Annotated in this window: 20 protein-coding genes; 9 read left to right on the top strand and 11 right to left on the bottom strand. The window is 64.0% G+C overall.

Annotated features, from left to right (window positions below; genetic code table 11):
• Nucleotides 1-32: 32 nt before the first annotated feature.
• Entirely contained in the window at nt 33-761 is a 729-nt protein-coding gene (locus tag AADZ90_RS03130; RefSeq protein WP_411996930.1) for a hypothetical protein, read from the bottom strand.
• A gap of 129 nt (nt 762-890) precedes the next feature.
• On the opposite strand from AADZ90_RS03130, the gene AADZ90_RS03125 reads away from it, so the two are divergent.
• From AADZ90_RS03125 to msrA, 5 genes are all read left to right on the top strand, one after another.
• Nucleotides 891-2,108, top strand: a complete 1,218-nt coding sequence (locus AADZ90_RS03125) for an argininosuccinate synthase (RefSeq protein ID WP_367309219.1) — start codon at nt 891-893, stop codon at nt 2,106-2,108.
• A 17-nt stretch (nt 2,109-2,125) separates the two neighbouring features.
• Nucleotides 2,126-2,878, top strand: a complete 753-nt coding sequence (locus AADZ90_RS03120; RefSeq protein ID WP_367309220.1) for a Stf0 family sulfotransferase — start codon at nt 2,126-2,128, stop codon at nt 2,876-2,878.
• Nucleotides 2,879-3,040: 162 nt separating this feature from the next.
• The gene (locus tag AADZ90_RS03115; RefSeq protein WP_367309221.1) at nt 3,041-4,120 is read left to right on the top strand and encodes a YjgN family protein; all 1,080 of its coding nucleotides are present in this window, start codon (nt 3,041-3,043) and stop codon (nt 4,118-4,120) included.
• A complete protein-coding gene (locus AADZ90_RS03110) occupies nt 4,074-5,162 on the top strand; it encodes a M48 family metallopeptidase (RefSeq protein ID WP_411996929.1) in 1,089 nt (362 codons plus the stop codon). The genes AADZ90_RS03115 and AADZ90_RS03110 overlap by 47 nt, the downstream gene beginning before the upstream one ends.
• 95 nt (nt 5,163-5,257) lie before the next feature.
• Complete coding sequence (msrA, locus tag AADZ90_RS03105) at nt 5,258-5,920, top strand: peptide-methionine (S)-S-oxide reductase MsrA (protein ID WP_367309223.1); 663 nt, start codon at nt 5,258-5,260, stop codon at nt 5,918-5,920.
• A gap of 134 nt (nt 5,921-6,054) precedes the next feature.
• Here the strand turns inward: msrA and AADZ90_RS03100 are convergent, their stop codons facing one another.
• Nucleotides 6,055-6,921 (bottom strand): ribokinase, encoded by an 867-nt coding sequence (locus AADZ90_RS03100; RefSeq protein ID WP_367309224.1) that lies wholly within the window; start codon nt 6,919-6,921, stop codon nt 6,055-6,057.
• 94 nt (nt 6,922-7,015) lie between these two features.
• On the opposite strand from AADZ90_RS03100, the gene mutS reads away from it, so the two are divergent.
• Nucleotides 7,016-9,589, top strand: coding sequence for a DNA mismatch repair protein MutS (mutS, locus tag AADZ90_RS03095; protein ID WP_367309566.1), 2,574 nt, complete (start codon nt 7,016-7,018; stop codon nt 9,587-9,589).
• A gap of 316 nt (nt 9,590-9,905) precedes the next feature.
• On the opposite strand, the gene AADZ90_RS03090 is transcribed toward mutS, so the two are convergent.
• Nucleotides 9,906-10,484, bottom strand: coding sequence for a nucleotide exchange factor GrpE (locus tag AADZ90_RS03090; protein ID WP_367309225.1), 579 nt, complete (start codon nt 10,482-10,484; stop codon nt 9,906-9,908).
• A 9-nt stretch (nt 10,485-10,493) separates the two neighbouring features.
• Complete coding sequence (gene hrcA, locus AADZ90_RS03085) at nt 10,494-11,555, bottom strand: heat-inducible transcriptional repressor HrcA (RefSeq protein WP_367309226.1); 1,062 nt, start codon at nt 11,553-11,555, stop codon at nt 10,494-10,496.
• 101 nt (nt 11,556-11,656) lie between these two features.
• Here hrcA and rph point away from each other — a divergent pair, with 101 nt between their 5' ends.
• The 3 genes from rph to hemW are packed head-to-tail and all read left to right on the top strand — an operon-like array spanning nt 11,657 to nt 14,134.
• Nucleotides 11,657-12,364, top strand: coding sequence for a ribonuclease PH (rph, locus tag AADZ90_RS03080; RefSeq protein ID WP_367309227.1), 708 nt, complete (start codon nt 11,657-11,659; stop codon nt 12,362-12,364).
• Entirely contained in the window at nt 12,322-12,975 is a 654-nt protein-coding gene (gene rdgB / locus AADZ90_RS03075) for an RdgB/HAM1 family non-canonical purine NTP pyrophosphatase (RefSeq protein ID WP_367309228.1), read from the top strand. Before rph ends, rdgB begins: the two co-directional genes overlap by 43 nt.
• Nucleotides 12,935-14,134: a radical SAM family heme chaperone HemW gene (gene hemW, locus AADZ90_RS03070; protein WP_367309229.1), complete on the top strand. Its 1,200-nt coding sequence runs from the start codon at nt 12,935-12,937 to the stop codon at nt 14,132-14,134. Before rdgB ends, hemW begins: the two co-directional genes overlap by 41 nt.
• Here hemW and AADZ90_RS03065 read toward each other — a convergent pair.
• From AADZ90_RS03065 to hemJ, 7 genes are all read right to left on the bottom strand, one after another.
• Nucleotides 14,125-14,991: a ParB/RepB/Spo0J family partition protein gene (locus AADZ90_RS03065; RefSeq protein ID WP_367309230.1), complete on the bottom strand. Its 867-nt coding sequence runs from the start codon at nt 14,989-14,991 to the stop codon at nt 14,125-14,127. The two genes, hemW and AADZ90_RS03065, sit on opposite strands and share 10 nt — an antisense overlap.
• Nucleotides 14,988-15,815, bottom strand: a complete 828-nt coding sequence (locus tag AADZ90_RS03060) for a ParA family protein (protein WP_367309231.1) — start codon at nt 15,813-15,815, stop codon at nt 14,988-14,990. The genes AADZ90_RS03065 and AADZ90_RS03060 overlap by 4 nt, the downstream gene beginning before the upstream one ends.
• Nucleotides 15,799-16,386: a 16S rRNA (guanine(527)-N(7))-methyltransferase RsmG gene (gene rsmG, locus AADZ90_RS03055; protein ID WP_367309232.1), complete on the bottom strand. Its 588-nt coding sequence runs from the start codon at nt 16,384-16,386 to the stop codon at nt 15,799-15,801. The genes AADZ90_RS03060 and rsmG overlap by 17 nt, the downstream gene beginning before the upstream one ends.
• Nucleotides 16,386-18,251, bottom strand: coding sequence for a tRNA uridine-5-carboxymethylaminomethyl(34) synthesis enzyme MnmG (mnmG, locus tag AADZ90_RS03050; protein WP_367309233.1), 1,866 nt, complete (start codon nt 18,249-18,251; stop codon nt 16,386-16,388). The genes rsmG and mnmG overlap by 1 nt, the downstream gene beginning before the upstream one ends.
• Before the next feature lie 9 nt (nt 18,252-18,260).
• The gene (gene mnmE / locus AADZ90_RS03045) at nt 18,261-19,544 is read right to left on the bottom strand and encodes a tRNA uridine-5-carboxymethylaminomethyl(34) synthesis GTPase MnmE (protein WP_367309234.1); all 1,284 of its coding nucleotides are present in this window, start codon (nt 19,542-19,544) and stop codon (nt 18,261-18,263) included.
• A gap of 25 nt (nt 19,545-19,569) precedes the next feature.
• On the bottom strand, nt 19,570-20,841 hold the full coding sequence (rho, locus tag AADZ90_RS03040; protein ID WP_367309235.1) for a transcription termination factor Rho: 1,272 nt from the start codon (nt 20,839-20,841) through the stop codon (nt 19,570-19,572).
• Between the two features lie 130 nt (nt 20,842-20,971).
• Nucleotides 20,972-21,415, bottom strand: a complete 444-nt coding sequence (hemJ, locus tag AADZ90_RS03035; protein ID WP_367309236.1) for a protoporphyrinogen oxidase HemJ — start codon at nt 21,413-21,415, stop codon at nt 20,972-20,974.
• Between the last annotated feature and the right edge of the window lie 30 nt (nt 21,416-21,445).

The following is a 21,445-nucleotide window of genomic DNA, read 5'->3' as shown; positions in this document are numbered from 1 at the left end:
AACGTCAACGGCCTTTGGCACAAACAGAATGTTCACGTCAGGGGACGGTCTTCGACGATGTGGCCGTAGAGCGTTGTGAGAACGGAGACGTCAAAGAGGAGGGAGAGCCAGGACAGGGGCGTCGCGGCGACAATCAAGGCCGGATGGAGGCTTTCCAACAGGATCCCGACCCAGCCGACCAGGAGATAGACGCCGATGATCAAGGCAAGCACGCCGGCGATGACAGCGCGGTGCGGTCCGGTGAGGCTCCAGACCTCCGCAAGGCGGAGAGGACGGCCTACGGCGATCGAGGGAAGAACGAGCGAGAGTCTGAACCCGACATAGAGCCCGAATAGAACGAGGCCGAACGCGAGGATGCCGACAACAAACGGGAAACCCCCGCCGAGCCATCCGAACGGAGCGAGGGCGATAACCGGCAGAAATGCCCCAGCGATCAGGAGCACCGCCCAGAGCGCGTAGGACAGCGTGGCCCGGCCCGGTATCGATGCCCGCCATCCCTGGCGTTCGGACAGGAGAACGTAGCGATGCCATGGGACAGCGAGCCATGCGATGAACACCATTTCGATGCACACGGTGAGACCGACGTAGAAAACGGCCCGCGACCCGTCGAAGAGCGGAGAGGACCAGAGCGCAACTTCGAGGGCGACGACAGCGACGATGTAGATCAGGACGCGAACGGCCGAGATCCGCAGCATTTCGACCCAATTGCGTGAAATCAATGAAAGGGAATGGGTGGCAAAGTCAAAGACGGTCGGTCGCAAGCCGTTGAAATCCTTCCATTGATGTAACTCCCAGAAGGGGATCACGCGGCGGAATTGCAAGAGCTTCGTATTGTCTTGGCACCGGCAAGCCGCTAGGGACCGCGCGATTTACCTGCAGGAGGTCGCCCCATGTCCGCACCCAAGAAAGTTGTTCTGGCCTATTCGGGCGGGCTCGATACGTCGATCATCCTGAAATGGCTGAAGACGGAATATGATTGCGAGGTCGTGACCTTCACCGCCGATCTGGGTCAGGGGGAGGAGCTGGAGCCGGCGCGCAAGAAGGCCGAGATGATGGGCGCCTCGGCCATCTATATCGAGGATCTGCGGGAAGAGTTCGTGCGCGACTTCGTGTTTCCGATGTTCAGGGCAAATGCGGTCTATGAAGGGCTTTACCTGCTGGGGACGTCGATTGCGCGGCCGCTGATCTCGAAGCGGCTGGTGGAGATCGCCGAGAAAGAGGGCGCTGATGCGGTGGCGCATGGGGCGACGGGCAAGGGCAACGATCAGGTGCGGTTCGAACTGGCGGCCTATGCGCTGAACCCCGACATCAAGGTGATTGCGCCCTGGCGGGAATGGGATCTGACCAGCCGGACGAAGCTGATCGACTTTGCCGAAAAGCACCAGATCCCGATCGCGAAGGACAAGCGGGGGGAGGCACCGTTTTCGGTAGATGCGAACCTTCTGCATACGTCGAGCGAGGGGAAAGTGCTGGAGGATCCGGCTGTTGCCGCGCCCGACTACGTCTACCAGCGGACGGTCGACCCGCGGCAGGCGCCGGACGCGCCGGAGGTGATCGAGATCGGGTTCGAGCGGGGCGATGCGGTGTCGGTGAACGGGGAGGCGTTGTCTCCGGCGGCGTTGCTCACGCGGCTGAACGAGCTGGGTGGCAAGCATGGGGTCGGGCGGCTGGATCTGGTCGAGGGGCGGTTTGTCGGCATGAAATCCCGCGGGATCTACGAGACGCCGGGCGGGACGGTTCTGCTGGAGGCGCATCGCGGGATCGAGCAGATCACGCTGGACCGGGGGGCGGCGCATCTGAAAGACGAACTGATGCCGCGCTATGCGGAGCTGATCTATAACGGTTTCTGGTTCTCGCCCGAGCGGGAGATGCTGCAGGCGGCGATCGATGCGTCGCAGGGCCATGTGACGGGGACGGTGCGGATCGAGCTTTACAAGGGCTCGGCCCGGTGTGTTGGGCGCTGGTCGGAGCATTCGCTTTATTCCGAGGCGCATGTGACCTTCGAAGAGGATGCGGGGGCCTATGACCAGACAGATGCGAAAGGGTTCATCCAGCTGAACGCCCTGCGGCTGAAGCTGCTGGCGGCGCGAAACCGGCGGGTTGGGTAGGACCGGCGGCGCAGGGGATGGCGGGATACGACAGCTATATCCTCTGCACATCTCCGCGGAGCGGAAGCACCCTTCTTTGCAGGATGCTGGCGGATACCGGCGCTGCGGGCAATCCTGCCTCCTACTTTCATAGACCCTCTGTCGAGGCCTGGTTGCGGGCTGTCGATCTGGCGCCGGATCCAACGTGTTCTGAGCGGGAGAGCCTGGCCACCGTCTTTGCCGAGGTTATCCGGAGGGGAACTGGCGAGACCGGAATGTTCGGTCTTCGCCTGCAACGGCACAGCTTCGCGTTCTTCATGGAGAAGCTGGCGGTTCTTTACCCTGATAGGGTCAGCGATACAGACCAGTTGACGCAGGCCTTCGGGCAGGTGCGTTTCATTCACCTGACGCGGCAGGACAAGGTGGCGCAGGCTGCTTCATACGTCCGGGCGCAGCAGACCGGACTTTGGCACAAGGCGCCGGATGGGACGGAGCTGGAGCGCCTCTCGCCACATGAGGATCCGGTCTACGACGCTGTCGCGCTTCGCGAGAGTTTTGACACGATGACCGGCTATGACCGCGATTGGCAGGCGTGGTTCGAGCAGGAGCGGATCGAGCCGTTTCGCGTCACCTACGACGCGCTTTCTGCTGATCCTGTTGCGGTTCTGCGGGGCGTTCTGACTACCATCGGACGGGATCCGGATGCGGCCCGGGATATCAAACCACAGGTCGCGAAGCTTGCCGATGAGACCAGCGCTGACTGGGCGCGATGGCTTCGCGAAGAGCTGTAAATACTGACAAATCCTCTGTTCGACCTGTCCTTTTGGCTAGGGCCAGAGCGCAACAGCCCAGGCAAATGCGGGTCGGGTTATCCTGCCTTTTGTTGATGGGCGTGCATCCGCATGATGGAAGCGGCTTGGGGGTGTAACGGATATTTTCAAGGAGTTTTTGAAATGTCTTCTTTTTCAACGCGTGCCGGATCCGTGGAGGAGCCGGTGGAATTCAATGGCCGGGCCGGGGAATGGTTCGGGATCTGGATCATCAATCTGCTGCTGACGATCGTGACAATCGGGATCTACTCGGCCTGGGCGAAGGTCCGGCGCGAGCAATACTTCAAGCGCAACACCGTGATCGGCGGGCGCAGTTTCGACTACCACGCGACGGGGTGGCAGATCCTGAAGGGGCGGCTGATCCTGATCGGGGCCTATATTCTGCTTAATCTCGTTCTCGTCGCCTTCCCGCCGCTGGGGATCATCCTGCTGATCGGGCTGCTCGTTGCGATCCCGTGGCTGATCGTCAACGCGCTTAAGTTCAATGCACGGGTGACGAGCTGGGCGAATGTCCGGTTCGACTTCAACGGCAGCAAGATGGATGCGTTCATCACCTTCATGCTGCTGCCGATCGGGGTGATGCTGACGCTTTACACCACGCTGCCGTTCCTGAGCCGCCGGGCGAACCGGTTTGCCATCGGCGGCCATTCAATCGGGAACCACCGCTTTGATTTCTCGGCCTCCATCGGCTCGTACTACAAAGCGTTCGGGATCTCGGTTGCCTGGATTGTGATCGTGGGCGGCCTGATGATCGCCTCTGTCCTGCCTGCGCTGACGGTGATCTTCTCCGACCCGGCAGCGCTGGAGGATCCGGCGAATATCGGCATGATGGGTGCTTTCATCGGCGTGATCTACGGTGTGCTCTTCGTGGCCATCCTGCCGGCCGCTTTGATCTACCGCGCATTCCTGCGCAACACGATCATCAACGGCGTGTCGCTTGAGGGCGGGCACCGGATGTTCTCGGACATCTCGCCGATGAAGTTCATCTGGATTGCCCTGTCGAATGCGGTCGTCATCGTCCTGACCCTTGGCCTCATGCTGCCCTGGGCGCAGATCCGGATGACGACGTATCTGGCCTCCAAGACCTCGGTCCTGCCGAACGGGTCGCTTGACCAGTTGCATGGTCAGGTCCAGGCGGAAGGGACTGCAGCCGGCGATGCGTTCGGAGATTTCGAAGGCATCGACATGGGCCTGCCGGTCTGAACCGATGCGTCAGGAGCATCCCGGTGTTCGCGGTCGGGCACATCCGCCCGGCCGGTCCGTCTCCCTCCCCATGCGGCTGGAACGCCGCGGAGACCGGATTGTCCTGATCGAGGATGGACGGACCGTCTGGCGGGATGTCCTGGCCGACGATGTGAAACTGGACCCGCCGCTCGGACGGACCGCGCGGCGGGTTACTTTTGCCGATGGAACGCTGTTCGAAACCGAAGAAAGCGCGCGGGTCGAGGAGATCATCGGCGGGCGGCGCAGCTTCTGGAACCGGCTGCATGGGGCGGAGACGTTCTCTCCCCGGCTGGTCGGGGTGGTTCTGGCGGCATTCGTCGGGATCTACCTCGTCTACCGCTATGGGCTGGAGCTGGTCGTGGCGGTTGCGGTGTGGCTGACGCCGCCGATTCTGCTCCAGACCATCGACAGCGGCACGATGCAGACAATGGATGTCGTGCTGTTCGAGCCATCTGAGTTGTCGGCGGACGACCAGGCGCGGCTGACCGAAATGCATGGAGAACTGGTTGCACTGCTGCCCGAGGATGATGTGACGCCGTTCGAGCATCGGCTGCTGTTTCGCGATGCGCCCGGAATGGGGCCGAATGCGATGGCACTGCCCGGCGGGACGGTCGTCGTGACCGATGCGTTGGTCAAGGAGTTCGACGATCCGGACCTGCATGCGGGCGTGATCGGTCACGAGATCGCCCACGTGACCGAAAAGCACGGGCTGACCGCGCTTTATCGGTCGATTGGTATCTACGTCGCAGTTGCCCTGATCGCAGGCGATACGGGGCCAATCCTTGAGGATGTGCTGCTGGAGGGGAACGTCCTGCTGTCGCTGTCGCATTCCCGTGCGGCGGAACGGGAGGCGGATCAGGTCGGGGTCGAGCTGGCAATGGAGGCCGGATACGACCCGGAGGGGCTGATCCGGTTCTTTGAGTGGGTTGATGAATATGGCGGCGACGGCGGGTTCTATTCGACCCATCCGGGCGGGTTGGAACGGGCCGACGCGATCCGGGAGTTGCGCGACCAGCGTTGACACAAAGGTCAAAGCCCCGTGTTTCACGGGGCAGTGAGTTGAGCGCGAGCCCCGGATCGGAGACGATTTCTTCTGCAGAGCGGAGGAACCGTGCGATGAAAGCGATCGAAAACCTGAAAACGGGGCTTCTGGCCGTGGCGATCATCTTTGGGGTGGTCGTTCATGGGGCCAAGGGACATGCGCAGGAGAGCCGCGATCTTTACATCGCGGGCGGCTGTTTCTGGTGCGTCGAGGCGGATTTCGAGAAGGTGCGCGGTGTGAGCGAAGCCGTGTCGGGTTTTTCCGGCGGGACGGTCGCCAATCCGACCTACCGGCAGGTTGTCCGCGGCGGGACGGGGCATTACGAGGCGGTGCAGATCTCGTATGATCCGGGTGCGGTCAGCTATCGGCAGCTGCTGGATATGTTCTTCCGGTCGATCGATCCGACGGATGCGGGCGGACAGTTCTGCGACCGGGGGGAGACCTACCGCACGGCGATTTTCGTGCAGACGCCGGGCGAGCGGGCCGCCGCCGAGGCGGCAAAGGCAGAGGCCGAAGCGGCTTTGGGGCGGCAGATCGTGACGCCGATCCTCGATTTCGACACGTTCTATGCGGCGGAGGGGTATCATCAGGATTACTACAAGCAGACAGAGGTGATCCTGACGCGGCGGGGGCCGAAGAGCAAAGCGGCGGCATACGAGTTCTACCGCTCGGCCTGCGGGCGCGACGCTCGGGTGCGGGCGCTTTGGGGCGACGCGGCGCCGTTTGCGGGGAGCTGATCGGACGATCGGTCTGGCGGTACGCCTGGGTCTCCGACCCTTCGGGCCTGAAACGCTCCATTGGAGCGTTTACAGGACGGCCCTCAGCCTCCGGCGGGAGTATTTCTGGCAAGATGAGGATGAGGGTGCTCTGCTCAGAGCGCCATGTCCTGCACTTCCTTTAGATCGGGAATGACGTCGGCGGTGCCTTCGCGCTGGACCATGAGCGCGGCGGCGCGGGTGGCCTGGCCGATGGCCTGGGCAATGGGCAAGCCACGGTCGATGCCGGCGATGAGGTAGCCGGTAAAGGTGTCGCCCGCGCCGGTCGTGTCGACGGGCGTGACCTTGAGCGCGGGGTGGTTGGTTTCGGTTCCGGCGGTGAGGTGGGCGCAGCCGTCAGCACCCTTGGTGACCACGATGTCAGCGATGTTGAGGTCGGCGAGGGATCGGCCGAGCGCGTCGGTGAGTTGGGCCGCCTCGACTTCGTTCAGGATGAGCAGGTCGATGCGGTCGAGGGTGGCTTTCACCGCTTCAGCCTCGAACGGGGCGGCGGCATAGGCGAGGCGCAGACCCAGCGCCTCGGCCATGCGGGCGGCGGTGAGCTGGCCGTTCGTTTCGTTCTGCATCAGGAGGATATCGGCAGGAGACGCCTCGGCCAGGGCGCGGCCGATCAGGTCGTCGGGGATCGCCGCGTTGGCGCCGGGGTGGAGGACGATGGAATTCTCGCCATCGTCGGCGACGAGGATGATCGCATGGCCCGTCGCGGCATCGACGGTGTCGATGAAGCGAGTGTCGACACCGTATTCCATCAGGCGGTCGCGGGCCCAGATGCCGTCCTGACCGACGGCGCCGATATGGTGGATGCGCCCTGCCGCGCGAGCGGCGGCGACGGACATATTGGTGCCTTTGCCGCCGAGGCCGGTGGAAAAGCTTTTGGAGGCCAGCGTTTCGCCCGGTTCTGGCAGGCGATCCAAGCGATAGAAATGGTCGGCGTTGATCGAGCCGAGGTTCCAGATGCTCATGGCCCTGCAGGCTAGTTGCAGCCGCTGCTGCGGGCAACTAGGCAGGGGTCAGGAGGGACGCGTCTTGGCCAAGGATGACAGCGGCGTCACGCCGATGATGGCGCAATATCTGGAGATCAAGGCGGACCATCCAGACGCCCTGCTGTTCTACCGGATGGGCGATTTCTACGAGATGTTCTTTGACGATGCGGTCGCCGCGGCGGAGGCGCTGGATATCGCGCTGACCAAGCGGGGCAAGCATCAGGGCACCGATATCCCGATGTGCGGAGTGCCGGTGCATTCGGCGGAGAGTTACCTTCTGACCCTGATCCGCAAGGGGTTTCGCGTGGCCGTCTGCGAGCAGATGGAGGATCCGGCGGAGGCGAAGAAGCGCGGGTCGAAGGCGGTCGTGCGGCGGGAGGTCGTGCGGCTGGTCACGCCGGGAACGCTGACCGAAGAGAGCCTGCTGGAGGCGCGGCGACACAACTATCTGGCTGCTTTTGTTGAGATTCGTGGGGAAGGCGGGCTCGCCTGGTGTGATATCTCGACGGGGGCCTTGCGGGTGATGGCGTGCCCGTTTGTCCGGCTGGGGCCGGAACTGGCGCGGTTGTCGCCGCGGGAGGTGCTGGTGCCGGAGGGGGCGGAACTGGCGTTGCCCGAGGAGGTCGTGACGGAGCATAACCGGCTGGCTTTCGACAGCGAGGCGGCGCGGGGGCGGGTGGAACGGTTCTTCGATGTCGCCTCTCTGGACGCGTTTGGGCAGTTCTCGCGGGCAGAGGTGGCGGCGATGGGGGCGCTGATCGATTACCTCGACCTGACGCAGAAGGGGCGGCTACCGCTGCTGCGTCCGCCGGTGCAGGAGAGCGAGGCGCAGACGGTTCGGATCGATGCGGCGACGCGGCGGAATCTGGAGTTGAGTCAAGCACTTGCCGGGGGGCGAGCCGGGTCGCTTTTGGCGGTGATCGACCGGACGGTGACGGCCGGGGGCGGGCGGCTTTTGGAGCGGCGTTTGGGGGCGCCGTCGCGGCGGATCGAGGTGGTTACCGGGCGATTGGACGCGGTGAGTGACCTTGTTGCGGATGAGCTGTTACGCGTGGACCTGCGGGAGGCGTTGCGCCGGGCGCCGGATCTGGATCGGGCGCTGTCCCGGCTGGCTTTGGATCGCGGGGGGCCGCGGGATCTGGCGGCGGTCCGGACCGGGTTGGAGGTGGCCGCGCGGATCGAGGCGCGGATGGGATCTGAGCTGTCGGCGGGGCTGTTGGAGGCCCGGAGAAATCTGTGCGGGCTCAGCGGGTTGCGGGAAATGCTCGACGCGGCGCTGGTGGCGGAACCGCCTTTGCTGGCGCGCGACGGCGGGTTCGTGGCCGCGGGGCATCTGGCGGAGTTGGATGAGGCGCAAGCGCTGCGGGATGAGGGCCGGTCGGTCGTCGCCGGGATGCAGGTGGAGTTTGCGGAGGCGACGGGGATCGGGTCGCTGAAGGTGAAGCACAACAATGTGCTGGGCTACTTCATCGAAGTGACGGCGACCCATGCGGAAAAGATGCTGTCGCCGCCGCTGAGCGAGACGTTCATCCACCGGCAGACAACGGCGAATGCCGTGCGGTTCACCACGGTGGAATTGTCGTCGCTGGAGACGAAGATCCTGAATGCCGGAGCGCGGGCCATCGAGCTGGAGAAGGAGGTTTTTGCCGAGCTTCGTCAGCAGGTTATCGCAAAGGCAGCGGAGGTCGGGCAGGTCGCGCGGGCGCTGGCCGAGGTTGATCTGGCGGCGGCTTTGGCGGACCTTGCCGTGGGTGAAAACTGGGTCCGGCCGGTATTGGATGAAGGCCGTGCATTTACCGTAAAGGGCGGGCGGCACCCGGTGGTCGAGGCGGCGCTGAAGGGCGCGGGAGAACCCTTTGTCGCCAATGATTGCGATCTGACGGCGCATCGGCTGCAATTGCTGACCGGACCGAACATGGCGGGCAAGTCGACCTTTCTGCGGCAGAATGCTCTGATCGCGATCCTGGCGCAGATGGGGTCTTACGTCCCGGCACGGAAAGCCGAAATTGGGCTTGTTTCCCAGATCTTTAGCCGGGTCGGCGCCTCGGACGATCTGGCGCGGGGGCGGTCGACCTTCATGGTCGAGATGGTCGAGACGGCGGCGATCCTCAATCAGGCGGATGACCGGGCCCTGGTCATTCTGGACGAGATCGGGCGGGGGACGGCGACCTATGATGGCCTGTCCATCGCCTGGGCGACGCTGGAGCATCTGCATGATGTGAACCGCTGCCGGGCGATATTTGCCACGCATTATCATGAGCTTACGGCCTTGGCGGCGGAACTGGCGGAGGCCGAGAACCTGACCGTGGCGGTGAAGGAGTGGCAGGGGGACGTGGTGTTCCTGCACGAGGTGCGGAAGGGGGCAGCAGACCGGAGCTATGGCGTGCAGGTCGCGAAGCTCGCCGGGTTGCCGGAGGCGGTCGTGGCCCGGGCGCGGGCGGTTCTGGAGCGGCTGGAAGAAGGCGAACGGGGCAAGGACCGGCGGGTGCTGATCGACGATCTGCCCCTGTTTTCCGTACCTTCGGCGCCTGCGCCTACGGCACATTCAGAGGTCGAAGCCTTTTTGCAGGACGTGAACCCCGACGAGATGACGGCGCGGGAGGCGCTGGATCTGATTTATGAGTTGAAGGGGAGGCTGGGCGAGTAAGCCCGTCGCGCCACAAGTCTGACCGGGTTCGTTAACGCTGCGGTCGGCGGGTCTGACCCTATTTTCGACGCCAAGCCCGCGAATCAGATGTTAATGCAGGCTTTCCTCGGCAATCGGCGTGTCGGCATCCCGTCGGCACTCCGTCGGACATCTGTCGGACATTCTTGTGCAACACCGGCTGTTTAATGCACCGAGCGGTCCCGCTTCACGCAACGACCGAACCCACCCATAGGTGAGCATCTATGGGTTCGGGCGGGGCAAAATTTTCTAGAAAATTTTGCTGAGGAAGGAATTTCTAGAAATTCCTTCCCCCGCTTCAGGCGGGTGTGGAGCTGACACCGACCTGGGCGGGACGCAGCAGGCGGTCGTGCAGCATAAACCCTTCGGCGGCGACCTGGATGATGTCGCCCGCCTTGGTGTTGGGCACCGGTGCTTCGAACATCGCCTGATGCAGCTTGGGATCGAACCTGTCACCGGCCTCGGGGCTGATCAGTTCGATGCCGTGCTTCTTGAAGACATTCAGAAGCTCGCGCATCGTCAGTTCGATCCCTTCGAGAAACGCCGCCTCGACCCCGTCGGGGGCGGCCTCTAGCGCGCGCTTGAGGTTGTCGTAGACCGGCAGCATGTCGCGGGCGAGTTTCGAGCCGCCGTAATTCTCGGCCTCGCGCCGGTCGCGATCGGACCGCTTGCGGGCGTTTTCGGCGTCAGCCAGCGCCCGCATGAAGCGGTCGCGCAGATCGTCCCGTTCGGCCTTGAGCGCGGCCATCTCGGCCTCGGGATCGGCTTCGGTGTCGTGCGCCCCGAGATCGTACTCGATAGCGTCTTCGGCAAATTCCTCGGCCTCGGCGGCCTCGATATCGTCCAGGAAAGCGTCTTCTTTCTTGGCCTCGGTCATGGCGTCCCCTCAGGTGCGGTCCGACAGCAGCTTGCCCACAAGCTGCGCGGTGTAATCCACGATCGGGACGATCCGGCCGTAGTTGAGCCGGGTCGGGCCGATGACCCCGACAGCCCCGATGATCTTTCGATCCGCGTTCATATAGGGAGACACCACCAGAGAGGAACCCGAAAGTGAGAAAAGCTTGTTTTCGGATCCGATAAAAATGCGAACCCCTTCACCTTCCTGGGTTAATTCCAGGAACTCGGCGATGTCGCGCTTGCGTTCGAGGTCGTCGAAGAGGGAACGGACGAGGTCGATGTCGCCTGCATTCTCGGCCAGCAGATTCGCGCGGCCCCGGACGAGGAGGCGTTCGGTCTGTTCGCCCTCATTCTCCCACACGGCGATGCCCTGTTCGACGAGGGTCTGGGCGAGCGTGTCGAGTTCCTGGCGGCGCTTTGCGATCTCATCCGCGATGGTCCTGCCGAGGTCGGTGAGCGTGCGGCCTTCGGCGACGGCGTTGATGAAATTCGCGGCCTCGCGCATCGACGACGGCGTCTGGCCCGGCGGCGGGGTGAAGACCCGGTTTTCGACGCGGCCATCGGCGAAGACGAGCACGACGAGCGACCGGTCGGGGGCGAGCGAGACGAATTCGATATGGCGGACCGGTGCCTCGCTTTTCGGGGTCAGGACGAGGCTGGCCCCTTGGGTGATGCCGGAGAGAGCGGAGCCGACGCGGTCGAGCAGGGTCGCGGCGTCGGTGTGGTTGGTGCCGAGCGTCTGGTCGATCATCTCGCGGTCGTCGCCGGCGAGGTCGGACACCTCGAGCAGGCTATCGACGAACAGGCGCAGGCCCTGCTGGGTGGGGATGCGCCCGGCAGAGACGTGCGGGCTTTGCAGGAGGCCGAGATATTCGAGGTCCTGCATCACGTTGCGGATCGTCGCGGCCGAGACCTGTTCGGTCAGCTGACGGGTCAGCGTGCGGGAGCCGACGGGGTCGCCCGATTCGAGGTAGCTTTCGACGAGTTTGCGAAACACCTCGCGCGAGCGGGCGTCGAGTTCGGCGATCAGGGTGGCCGGTTGTTCGGTCATAGATCAGAGTCTGGTGCGGATTTCGGCAGATTTCCAGTGGGTCGGGTTGGAATGCCGCGGCGGCGCGCGTAAGGCAGGGGCGTTTATGGAGGAGATGTGTGATGCGGCCATCAGGGCGGGCTTTGGACCAGATGCGGGAGGTTTCGATCGAAACCGGGGTGACGAAGCACGCCGAGGGGTCATGTCTGATCCGGGTGGGCGACACGCATGTGCTGTGCACCGCATCGGTCGATGAACGCGTGCCGCCGTTTCTGCGGAATACCGGGCTGGGCTGGGTGACGGCGGAATACGGGATGCTGCCGCGAGCCACGACGACGCGGATGCGGCGCGAGGCAAAGGACGGGCAATCGGGCCGGACGCAGGAGATCCAGCGGCTGATCGGGAGGTCGCTGCGCGCGGGGATTGACCGGGTGGCGCTGGGCGAGCGGCAGATCGTGGTGGATTGCGATGTCATCCAGGCCGATGGCGGGACGCGCTGCGCGTCGATCTGCGGCGGATGGGTCGCCTTGCGGCTGGCGGTGAACGCGTTGATGAAGGCGGGCGACGTGATCTCTGACCCGCTGGGTGCCCCGGTGTCGGCGGTGAGCTGCGGGCTGTATGCCGGGCAGGCCGTTCTGGACCTGGATTATCCGGAGGACAGCGAGGCCGGGATGGACGGGAACTTCGTGATGACCGGGGACCGGCTGATCGAGGTTCAGTGCTCCGCCGAGGGGTCGACGTTTTCGCAGGATCAGTTCGGATCGCTCATGGGCTTGGCGATCAAAGGATGTGGGGAATTGATGAAAATGCAGAAAGGCGCGGTGTCTTGACGCGGAAATTTGAGGGCGGCCGGTTAGTGATCGCTACCCACAATCGCGGGAAGTTCGAGGAGATGGAGCATCTGCTGGAGCCCTACGGGGTGGAGTTGAGTTCGAACGCGGATCATGGTTTGCCGGAGCCGGAAGAGACGGAGAGCACCTTTATCGGCAATGCCAAGATCAAGGCCCATGCGGCGGCGCAGGCGACGGGGTTGCCTGCTTTGGCCGACGACAGCGGGATCGAGATCGACGGGCTGGGCGGGGCGCCCGGCGTGCATACGGCGGATTGGGCCGAGACGAGCGACGGGCGCGATTTCGTCATGGCGATGACGCGGGCGTGGGAGGAATTGCAGGCGGTGGACGCTCCCGAGCCGCGGACAGCGCGGTTCTGCTGCACGCTGGTGCTGGCGTGGCCGGACGGGCATGACGAGGTGTTTCCGGGACAGATGCCGGGGCGGATCGTCTGGCCGATGCGGGGGGATCAGGGGCATGGCTATGACCCGATCTTTCAGCCGGACGGCTACGACGTGACCTTCGGCGAGATGGACCGGTGGGAGAAGAACCGCATCAGCCACCGCGCGGATGCCTTCCGGAAACTGGTGGCGGGCTGCTTTGAGCGCTGATTGGCAGCAGGGCGGTTTCGGCATCTACGTGCATTGGCCGTTCTGCGCGGCGAAATGCCCCTATTGCGACTTCAACTCTCATGTCTGGGCTGAGGTGGATCAGGCCCGGTGGCGGGACGCTCTGGTCGGCGAGGTGGCGCGGGTCGCCGGGGAGGTGCCGGGGCGGGTCGTCTCGACGGTGTTCTTCGGGGGCGGCACGCCGAGCCTGATGCCGCCCGAGACGGTCGGCGCGGTGCTGGAGGCCGTGCGGACGGGCTGGCCGGTGGCGAACGATCTGGAGGTGACGCTGGAGGCGAACCCGACCTCGGTCGAGGCGGGACGGTTCCGGGGGTTCGCCGATGCGGGCGTGAACCGGGTGTCGGTCGGGTTGCAGGCGCTGAACGATGCGGATCTGGGGCGGCTGGGCCGGCTTCATTCGGCGGCGGAAGGACGCGCGGCCTATGAGTTGGCGCGGGAGGTGTTCCCGCGGGTGAGTTTCGATCTGATCTATGCGCGGCAGTTCCAGTCTCTGGCCGATTGGCGGGCGGAACTGCGGGAGGCGCTGGCGATGGAGCCGGAGCATCTATCGCTTTACCAATTAACCATTGAGGAGGGGACGGCGTTCGGGCGGCTGTTCGAGGCCGGACGGCTGAAGGGGCTGCCGGATGAGGATCTGGCGGCGGATCATTACGAGCTGACGCAGGAGATGTGCGAGGCGGCCGGGTTGCCCGCCTACGAGGTCTCGAATCATGCGGGCGACGGGGCGGAGGCGCGGCACAACCTGATTTACTGGCGCTCGGGCGATTGGGCCGGGATCGGGCCGGGGGCGCATGGGCGGCTGACGGTCAACGGGACGCGCTATGCGACGGAAGCGGCCCGGGCGCCCGGGGACTGGCTGAGGCGGGCCGAGGCGGGATCGGAGGAGACGGTGCGGACGGCGCTGAGTGATCGGGAGCGGTTCGTAGAGCTGCTGCTGATGGGTCTTCGGGTGTCGGATGGGGTTGATCTGGGACGCCTGCAAGGTTTTTCCGGCGACGTATTTCAAATCAACATCAAAGGGTTAGAGAGTATCGGCCTGATCAAGCGCCGTGATGGTCGCCTGCGGCTGACCCGGCAAGGGCGACCGGTGCTGAACGGCGTATTGCGGGAGCTGATCCCGGACGAGGCCGTTCAGGTCTGAGAGAGCAGGCGCAGCAGGTCGTCGAGCTGATCGAGGTTTTTATAGTTGAGCGTGACCTTGCCCTGCTCGGGGTTTTTCCCGGGCTGGATCTGGACGGGCATCTTCAGCTGGGCCGAAAGCTCTTTCTCGATCTGGCGGGTGTCGGCGTCTTTCGTCTGAACCTTCTGGACCGGCTTGCGGTCGGGCTTGCTGGCATTGGCCAGCGTTTCGGTCGCGCGGACGGAGAGGCCGTCGCGGATCACCCGGCGGGCGAGGGCTGAGGGATCATCCGCCGTGATCAGCGCACGGGCGTGGCCGGCGCTGAGGTCGCCGCGGGCGACAAGGGCCTGGATATCGTCCGGTAGGGTTAACAACCGCATGAGGTTGGCGATGTGGCTGCGGCTTTTGCCGAGAATCTTCGACAGTTCTTCCTGGGTATGGCCGAAGCGGTCGACCAGTTGCTTGTAGCCGGCGCCTTCGTCGATCGCGTTGAGGTCGGAGCGCTGGATGTTCTCGATGATCGCGAGTTCCAGCGTTTCGGTGTCGCCGAGTTCGCGGATGACGACCGGCACTTCGTGCAGCTGGGCGATCTGGGCGGCGCGCCAGCGGCGTTCACCCGCGACGATCTGGTAGCCGTCGCCGTAGGGACGGACGATGATGGGCTGGATGATGCCGCGTTCGCTGATCGAGGCGGCGAGGTCGTCCAGCGCCTCTTGGTCGAAGCGGCGGCGGGGCTGGTCGGGGTTCGGCGCGATCTGGTCGATCGGGAGCGTCGTGTCGGAGCGCGTGGGGGTTTGCGCGTCATCTTCGGGCAGTTCGGCCATCAAGGCGGACAGGCCGCGGCCGAGGCCGCGGGCTTTGCCGGGTTTCTTGCTCATGCGGGGGTCTTTTCAGCGTTGAGGTGTTCAGTGTGGCGCTTGACCAGTTCGGCGGCGAGCGCGCGGTAGGATTCGCTGCCCTTCGATTGGGGGTCGTATTGCAGGACCGGGAGCGAGAAGGACGGCGCCTCGGACAGGCGGACGTTGCGGGGGATTACGGTGTCGAAGACGAGATCGCCAAGGGTGTCGCGGGCGTCGGATTCGACCTGCTGGGCGAGGCGGTTGCGGCCGTCGAACATGGTCAGGACGACGCCTTCGATCCGGAGAGTGGGGTTTGCCGAGGCGCGGATTTCGCGGACGGTCAGCATGAGTTGGGAGAGGCCTTCGAGGGCGAAGAACTCGCTTTGGAGCGGCACGAGGACGCTGTGGGCGGCGACCATCGCGTTGAGCGTCAGCATGTTGAGCGAGGGCGGGCAGTCGATCAGGATGACGTCGTGCTTGTCGCGCCACTTGGGGTCTCGGTCGATGGCTTGTTTGAGGAGGACGAGCCTGTCTTTGCGGGTGCCGAAGTCGATGTCAGCAGAGCTGAGATCGGTCGTGGAGGGCAGGATCGAGAGGCCCTCGACGCTGCTTTGGACTACGGCCTCTGACAGGGGCGTGTCGCCGTTGAGGACGTCGTAGGTGGTGTGCTTGCGATCCGACGGCGCGATGCCAAGGCCGGTGGACGCGTTGCCCTGGGGGTCGATGTCGAGGATCAGGGTGGCGCGGTTCCGTTCGGCCAGCGCGGCGGCGAGGTTGACGGCAGTCGTGGTCTTGCCGACGCCGCCCTTCTGGTTGGCGATGGCGACGATGCGCGACTGGAGGCGGTCAACCGGTTTCGACACGTTTGAGGTCTCGGATCTTGAGGAGGGTGCCTTGGGGGTCCGTGGTACTTGGGTGCTGGTCCAGATGGAAGGTCCAAAATGCGCGCGCTTCGGCGAGTTCGTGCTGGGCGGTGCGGCCTTTGGGGAAGAGGAAGGTGGTGTCAGGGGTGGCGTGGGGGGCTGCGAGGGTGAGGAGGTTGGTTAATGGGGCAAGGGCGCGGGCGGTTATGAGGTCGGCTTTCAGGGGCGCGACATCCTCGATGCGTTTGGCGTGGATGGTGATGGGGAGGCTGAGGGTTTGGGCGGCGTGGCGTAGGAAGGCGGCCTTGCGCTGGTCGGATTCGATGAGATGGGTGGGGGCCTTGGTGAGGATGGCGAGGACGATGCCAGGGAGGCCAGCGCCGGAGCCCAAGTCGGCGTAGATGTTGGGTTTTATATCTAGATGTTGGGCTAGCTGGGCCGAATCCTCGATATGTCGTGTGTAGAGGTCGGCCTCGGTGGTGCGACCGATGAGGTTGATGCGCTTGTTCCATTTGAGAAGGAGGGCGGCGTAGGTCCTCAGCGCCTCCTCTGTTTCACGTGAAACATTCATCAGGAGGCGCGTTTCAGTCCTTGCTGGCGGACCTTTGCAAGGATCAGCGTGAGCGCGGCGGGAGTCATCCCGTCGATGCGGCTGGCTTGGGAGATGTCGGCGGGGCGCGCCAAGTTCAGCTTTTCGCGAAGCTCATTGGAGAGACCGTCGATGCCGGTGTAGGTGAAATCCGTGGGAATCTTGATCGCCTGGTCACGCTCGAGCGCGGCGAGATCCTTGGCCTGCCGATCGAGGTATGGCGCGTAAAGGGCGTCGCGTTCCAGCTGCTCGGCGGTGGCCGCGTCAATGGATGTTAGGTCCGGATCCAACGCGGTGAGCATGCCGAATGTGACCTTAGGGAGGCCAAGCGCCTCGAACGCAGAGCGCACTGGGCCATCTGGATTAAGGTCAGCGCCGGCTTTGGCCAAGGCGCGGGAGGTCAACGGTGTGTCTTCCAGTTGTGTGCGGCCTTTCGTGAGCCGCTGCATCTTGGTGTCGAAATGCTGGATGCGCTCGACCGACACCACGCCAATGGATTGGCCGAGGGGCGTTAGGCGTTGGTCGGCGTTGTCGGCGCGAAGATGGAGACGGTATTCTGCGCGAGAGGTGAACATGCGGTAGGGTTCGAGGACGCCCTGCAAGGTCAGGTCGTCGATCATGACGCCGATATAGGAAGTCTGACGTTCAAAGATGATCGGCTCGGCCCCTTGTAGACGGCGGGCGGCGTTGATCCCGGCGACGAGGCCTTGGGCGGCAGCCTCTTCGTATCCCGTGGTTCCGTTGATCTGGCCGGCGAAATAGAGGCCGGTGATTGCGTGCAGTTCGAGAGTGGCGTGCAGACCGCGAGGATCGAAGTAGTCGTATTCGATCGCGTAGCCGGGCTGTTCGATCACCGCGTTCTCGAGGCCGCGAATCGAGTGGATATAGGCGTGCTGCACATCTTCCGGCAGGGAGGTCGAGATGCCGTTGGGATAGATCGTATCCGTGTCGAGCCCCTCGGGTTCCAAGAAGATCTGGTGGGAGTCCTTGCCCGCGAACCGCACGATCTTGTCCTCGATGGACGGGCAATAGCGCGGGCCCTTGCCGTCGATATGGCCGCCATACATCGCGGAGCGGTGCAGATTGTCGCGGATGATCTGATGCGTCTGCGCGTTGGTTTCGGTGATGCCGCACTGGATCTGACGGCAAGCGAGCGCATCGGTGAGCGTCGAGAAGAAGACCGGATCTGCGTCGCCGTCTTGCATCGCAAGGCTGGACCAGTCGATGGTACGGCCGTCTAGGCGGGGTGGGGTGCCGGTTTTCAGGCGGCCCCTGCTGAGGTCGAGATCGGCGAGGCGTGCGGCGAGGCGGTTCGACGGATCGGCGTGCATCCGTCCGCCGCCGAAGGACCGGTCACCGATATGGATCTTGCCAGCAAGAAACGTGCCAGCGGTCAGGATCACGGCGTCGGCGGACAGGTCAGAGCCGTCGGCGAGGCTGATTCCCCGGATTAGGTCATTCTCGACGATAAGGTCCGTAACCTCGCCTTCGACGACATCGAGATTCTCCTGTCCATCGACCAGGGTCTGGATGGCCGCCGCATAACGGCTGCGGTCGGATTGGGCGCGGGGGCCCTGGACGGCGGGACCTTTCGATCGGTTCAGGAGGCGGAACTGGATGCCTGCGTAGTCCGCCGCGCGGCCCATCACCCCATCGAGCGCATCGATTTCCCGCACGAGATGGCCCTTGCCGATACCACCGATGGCCGGATTGCAGGACATTTTCCCCAGATCGGATCGGCGCAAGGTCACGAGCGTTGTCGCCACACCCATGCGGGCCGCGGCGCAGGCGGCCTCGACCCCGGCATGGCCGGCGCCGATGACGATGAGGGTCGGGCGATGTTTCACGTGAAACCTCTATTTGCCGATGCAGAAGCTCGAGAAGATATCGTCAAGAACGTCGTCCGGGACAACCCGCCCGATCAGCCGATCGAGTCTGAAGATCGCGGAGCGGATGCTTTCGGCGATAATCTCTTCACCGTCAAGGCCGTCACGTCCTGTGATGGCGTCGTCCAGATCCGCGGCGGCGGCGGCGATCGCATCCCTGTAGCGATCCCGCAGGAGCCAGGTCTGGCCGAGGTCGACGGGACGGAGGCGTTCGGCGACCACTGCGATCAGCTGCTCCACGCCTTCGCCGGTCAGCCCCGAGACGTTGAGGTCGCGCGACCCGCCGAGGTCGGCCTTTGGTCCGACGATCAGATCCTGGGGGCGGGGGGGAATTTGCGGGTCGGCGCCTTCGGGGAGGAGGTAGATCCTGAGGTCTGCCGTATCCGCCGCATTGCGGGCCCGGGCGACGCCGATGGATTCCACCTCGTCGTCCGTGTCGCGCAGGCCCGCCGTATCGCGCAGGATGATCGGCAGACCTTTCCAGTCGAGGAAGGTTTCGACGACGTCGCGGGTCGTCCCGGGGATGGCCGAGGTGATCGCCGTTTCCCGACCGGTCAGCGCGTTCAGAAGCGTCGACTTGCCGGCATTGGGTGGCCCGAGGATGACCACGGAATATCCGTGGCGCAGGCGGTCGGACGATTGGGCGGATTGCGCGATGGATTTGAGATCGTCGTGCGTCTTCGACAACAGCGCCTTGGCCTCAGACCAGGTATCCTCCGGCACGTCTTCTTCGGAGAAATCGATCACCGCTTCGATCAGCGAGAGCGCCTTGATCAGATCGGCCCGCCAGGTGGCGATCTTGTCGGAGAGCTGGCCGGACAGGACGCTCATCGCTTGACGGCGCTGGAGGTCGGTTTCGGCGTCGATCAGGTCTGACAGCGCCTCGACCTGAACCAGATCGAGGCGGTCGTTTTCGAGGGCCCGGCGGGTGAATTCCCCCGGCTCGGCGGCACGCAGATCCGGCATCCGATCCAGGGTGGCCAGCATTGCTTTGACCACTGCGATGCTGCCATGACATTGAAATTCAACGATATTTTCGCCTGTGAAGCTGCCCGGCGCCGGAAAGGACAACAGGAGCCCCTGATCGATGACTGATCCGTCCGGCACGCGGAACGTCCTGAGTGCCATGGACCGGTCCGACGGCCGATGCCCCGTGATGTGTTCCGCCGCAGCAAACGCAACGGGCCCCGACACGCGGATGACGGCGAGCCCTGCCTTGCCCGGCGCGGTCGAGAGGGCATAGATCGTGGACATGCGCCCGCCCCCTATCGCGTGGACGTCAGGTGTTCATCGAATCGAAGAACTCCGCATTCGTCTTGGTCTGCTTGAGCTTCGATATCAGGAATTCGATGGCATCGGTCGTGCCCATCGGGTTCAGGATGCGGCGGAGAACGTAGGTCTTCTGAAGGTCGATCTTGTCGACCAGCAGGTCCTCTTTCCGTGTGCCGGATTTGAGGATGTCCATCGCCGGGAAGACGCGCTTGTCGGCGACCTTGCGGTCGAGCACGATCTCGGAGTTGCCGGTGCCCTTGAACTCTTCGAAGATCACCTCGTCCATGCGACTGCCGGTATCGATCAGGGCGGTGGCGATGATGGTGAGCGAACCGCCTTCCTCGATATTCCGGGCGGCCCCGAAGAAGCGCTTGGGGCGCTGCAGGGCGTTGGCGTCGACACCGCCGGTCAGGACCTTGCCCGAGGACGGGACGGTCGTGTTGAACGCACGGCCGAGGCGGGTGATCGAGTCGAGCAGGATCACGACGTCGCGCTTGTGTTCGACCAGGCGCTTGGCCTTTTCGATCACCATCTCGGAGACGGCAACGTGGCGCGTTGCGGGTTCGTCGAAGGTGGAGCTGACGACCTCACCCTTGACCGAGCGCTGCATGTCGGTGACTTCTTCCGGCCGCTCGTCGATGAGTAGGACGATGAGGTAGCATTCCGGGTGGTTCGCCTCGATCGAGGAGGCGATGTTCTGGAGCAGCACCGTCTTACCTGTCCGCGGCGGGGCAACGATCAGAGAGCGCTGGCCTTTGCCGATGGGTGCGACGAGGTCGATGATGCGGGCGGAGCGGTCCTTGATCGTGGGATCGTCGATTTCCATCGTCAGCCGTTCATCGGGGTAGAGCGGGGTCAGGTTGTCGAAGGCGACTTTGTGCTTGGCTTTCTCCGGGTCTTCGAAATTGATCTTTTCGACGCCGACCAGGCAGAAATAGCGTTCGCTGTCGTTCGGTTCCCGGATGACGCCTTCGACCGTGTCGCCGGTGCGGAGGGAGAACTGGCGGATCATGTCGGGCGAGACATAGATGTCGTCGGGGCCCGGCAGGTAGTTCGCCTCGGGCGAGCGGAGGAAGCCGAAGCCGTCCTGCAGAACCTCGAGCACGCCGTCGCCGCCGATGATCCATTCCTCATCCGCGCGTTCGCGCAGGATCGAGAACATCATCTCGCCCTTGCGCATGGTCGAGGCATTCTCGATCTCGAGCTCTTCGGCCATGGCGAGGAGGTCTTTGGGGCTTTTCGCCTTGAGATCGGCGAGGTTCAGGCGGTTCTGGCTCATGGAAAATGGTCCTTGGGCGCCGGGTGGCGCAACGGGCAGGGAAAAATCTAAACGCGGTGAAGCGAGCGCCAGGACTGGCGTCGATCACGGCAGATAGGGGCTTACGGGATTTATGTCAATCGGTCGCAGGTCAGACCGGTTTGACGATGACCGAGATGACGATGACGATCATCAGAAGCGTCGGCACCTCGTTCGCGATCCGGTAGCTGCGGCCGGGCAGAGCCCCGTCGCCGCTTGCGATCTTCTTGCGGTGGGCCGCCAGCCAGCCGTGCATCCCCGACATCGCAATCACGGCCGCGGCCTTGACCCAGGGCCAGACAGAGCCCCAGTCGATCATGCCAGGCGTGGCGACCATCAGAAGGCCGAAGATCCAGCTGGCGATCATGGCCGGGTTCATGATGATCTTCAGGAGCTTGCGCTCCATGCGCTGGAACATCTCATCCGTTGGCGTGCCGCGTTCGACCTCTTCCATGTGATAGACGTAGAGCCTTGGCAGATAGAACATCGCGGCCATCCAGGCGATGATCGAGATAACGTGGAGCGCTTTGATCCAGGGATAGAGCGAGACGAGCATTCAGGTCCTCCTGGCCGCCTTAATCAATTA

The sequence above is a fragment of the Aestuariibius violaceus genome (genome assembly GCF_040779325.2).
Classification (GTDB): Bacteria; Pseudomonadota; Alphaproteobacteria; order Rhodobacterales; family Rhodobacteraceae; genus Aestuariibius; species Aestuariibius violaceus.
The sequence above is the reverse complement of the archived record's forward strand: the minus strand, read 5'-3'. Positions and strand labels throughout refer to the sequence as shown.

Bases quoted from the DNA above. Each gene is read 5' to 3' on its own strand.
- AADZ90_RS03125 (WP_367309219.1), top strand. From the start codon at position 891: ATGTCCGCACCCAAGAAAGTTGTTCTGGCCTATTCGGGCGGGCTCGAT.
- AADZ90_RS03120 (WP_367309220.1), top strand. From the start codon at position 2,126: ATGGCGGGATACGACAGCTATATCCTCTGCACATCTCCGCGGAGCGGA.
- AADZ90_RS03115 (WP_367309221.1), top strand. From the start codon at position 3,041: ATGTCTTCTTTTTCAACGCGTGCCGGATCCGTGGAGGAGCCGGTGGAA.
- AADZ90_RS03110 (WP_411996929.1), top strand. From the start codon at position 4,074: ATGCGTTCGGAGATTTCGAAGGCATCGACATGGGCCTGCCGGTCTGAA.
- msrA (WP_367309223.1), top strand. From the start codon at position 5,258: ATGAAAGCGATCGAAAACCTGAAAACGGGGCTTCTGGCCGTGGCGATC.
- AADZ90_RS03100 (WP_367309224.1), bottom strand. From the start codon at position 6,921: ATGAGCATCTGGAACCTCGGCTCGATCAACGCCGACCATTTCTATCGC.
- mutS (WP_367309566.1), top strand. From the start codon at position 7,016: ATGATGGCGCAATATCTGGAGATCAAGGCGGACCATCCAGACGCCCTG.
- AADZ90_RS03090 (WP_367309225.1), bottom strand. From the start codon at position 10,484: ATGACCGAGGCCAAGAAAGAAGACGCTTTCCTGGACGATATCGAGGCC.
- hrcA (WP_367309226.1), bottom strand. From the start codon at position 11,555: ATGACCGAACAACCGGCCACCCTGATCGCCGAACTCGACGCCCGCTCG.
- rph (WP_367309227.1), top strand. From the start codon at position 11,657: ATGCGGCCATCAGGGCGGGCTTTGGACCAGATGCGGGAGGTTTCGATC.
- rdgB (WP_367309228.1), top strand. From the start codon at position 12,322: ATGTGGGGAATTGATGAAAATGCAGAAAGGCGCGGTGTCTTGACGCGG.
- hemW (WP_367309229.1), top strand. From the start codon at position 12,935: ATGCCTTCCGGAAACTGGTGGCGGGCTGCTTTGAGCGCTGATTGGCAG.
- AADZ90_RS03065 (WP_367309230.1), bottom strand. From the start codon at position 14,991: ATGAGCAAGAAACCCGGCAAAGCCCGCGGCCTCGGCCGCGGCCTGTCC.
- rsmG (WP_367309232.1), bottom strand. From the start codon at position 16,386: ATGAATGTTTCACGTGAAACAGAGGAGGCGCTGAGGACCTACGCCGCC.
- mnmE (WP_367309234.1), bottom strand. From the start codon at position 19,544: ATGTCCACGATCTATGCCCTCTCGACCGCGCCGGGCAAGGCAGGGCTC.
- rho (WP_367309235.1), bottom strand. From the start codon at position 20,841: ATGAGCCAGAACCGCCTGAACCTCGCCGATCTCAAGGCGAAAAGCCCC.
- hemJ (WP_367309236.1), bottom strand. From the start codon at position 21,415: ATGCTCGTCTCGCTCTATCCCTGGATCAAAGCGCTCCACGTTATCTCG.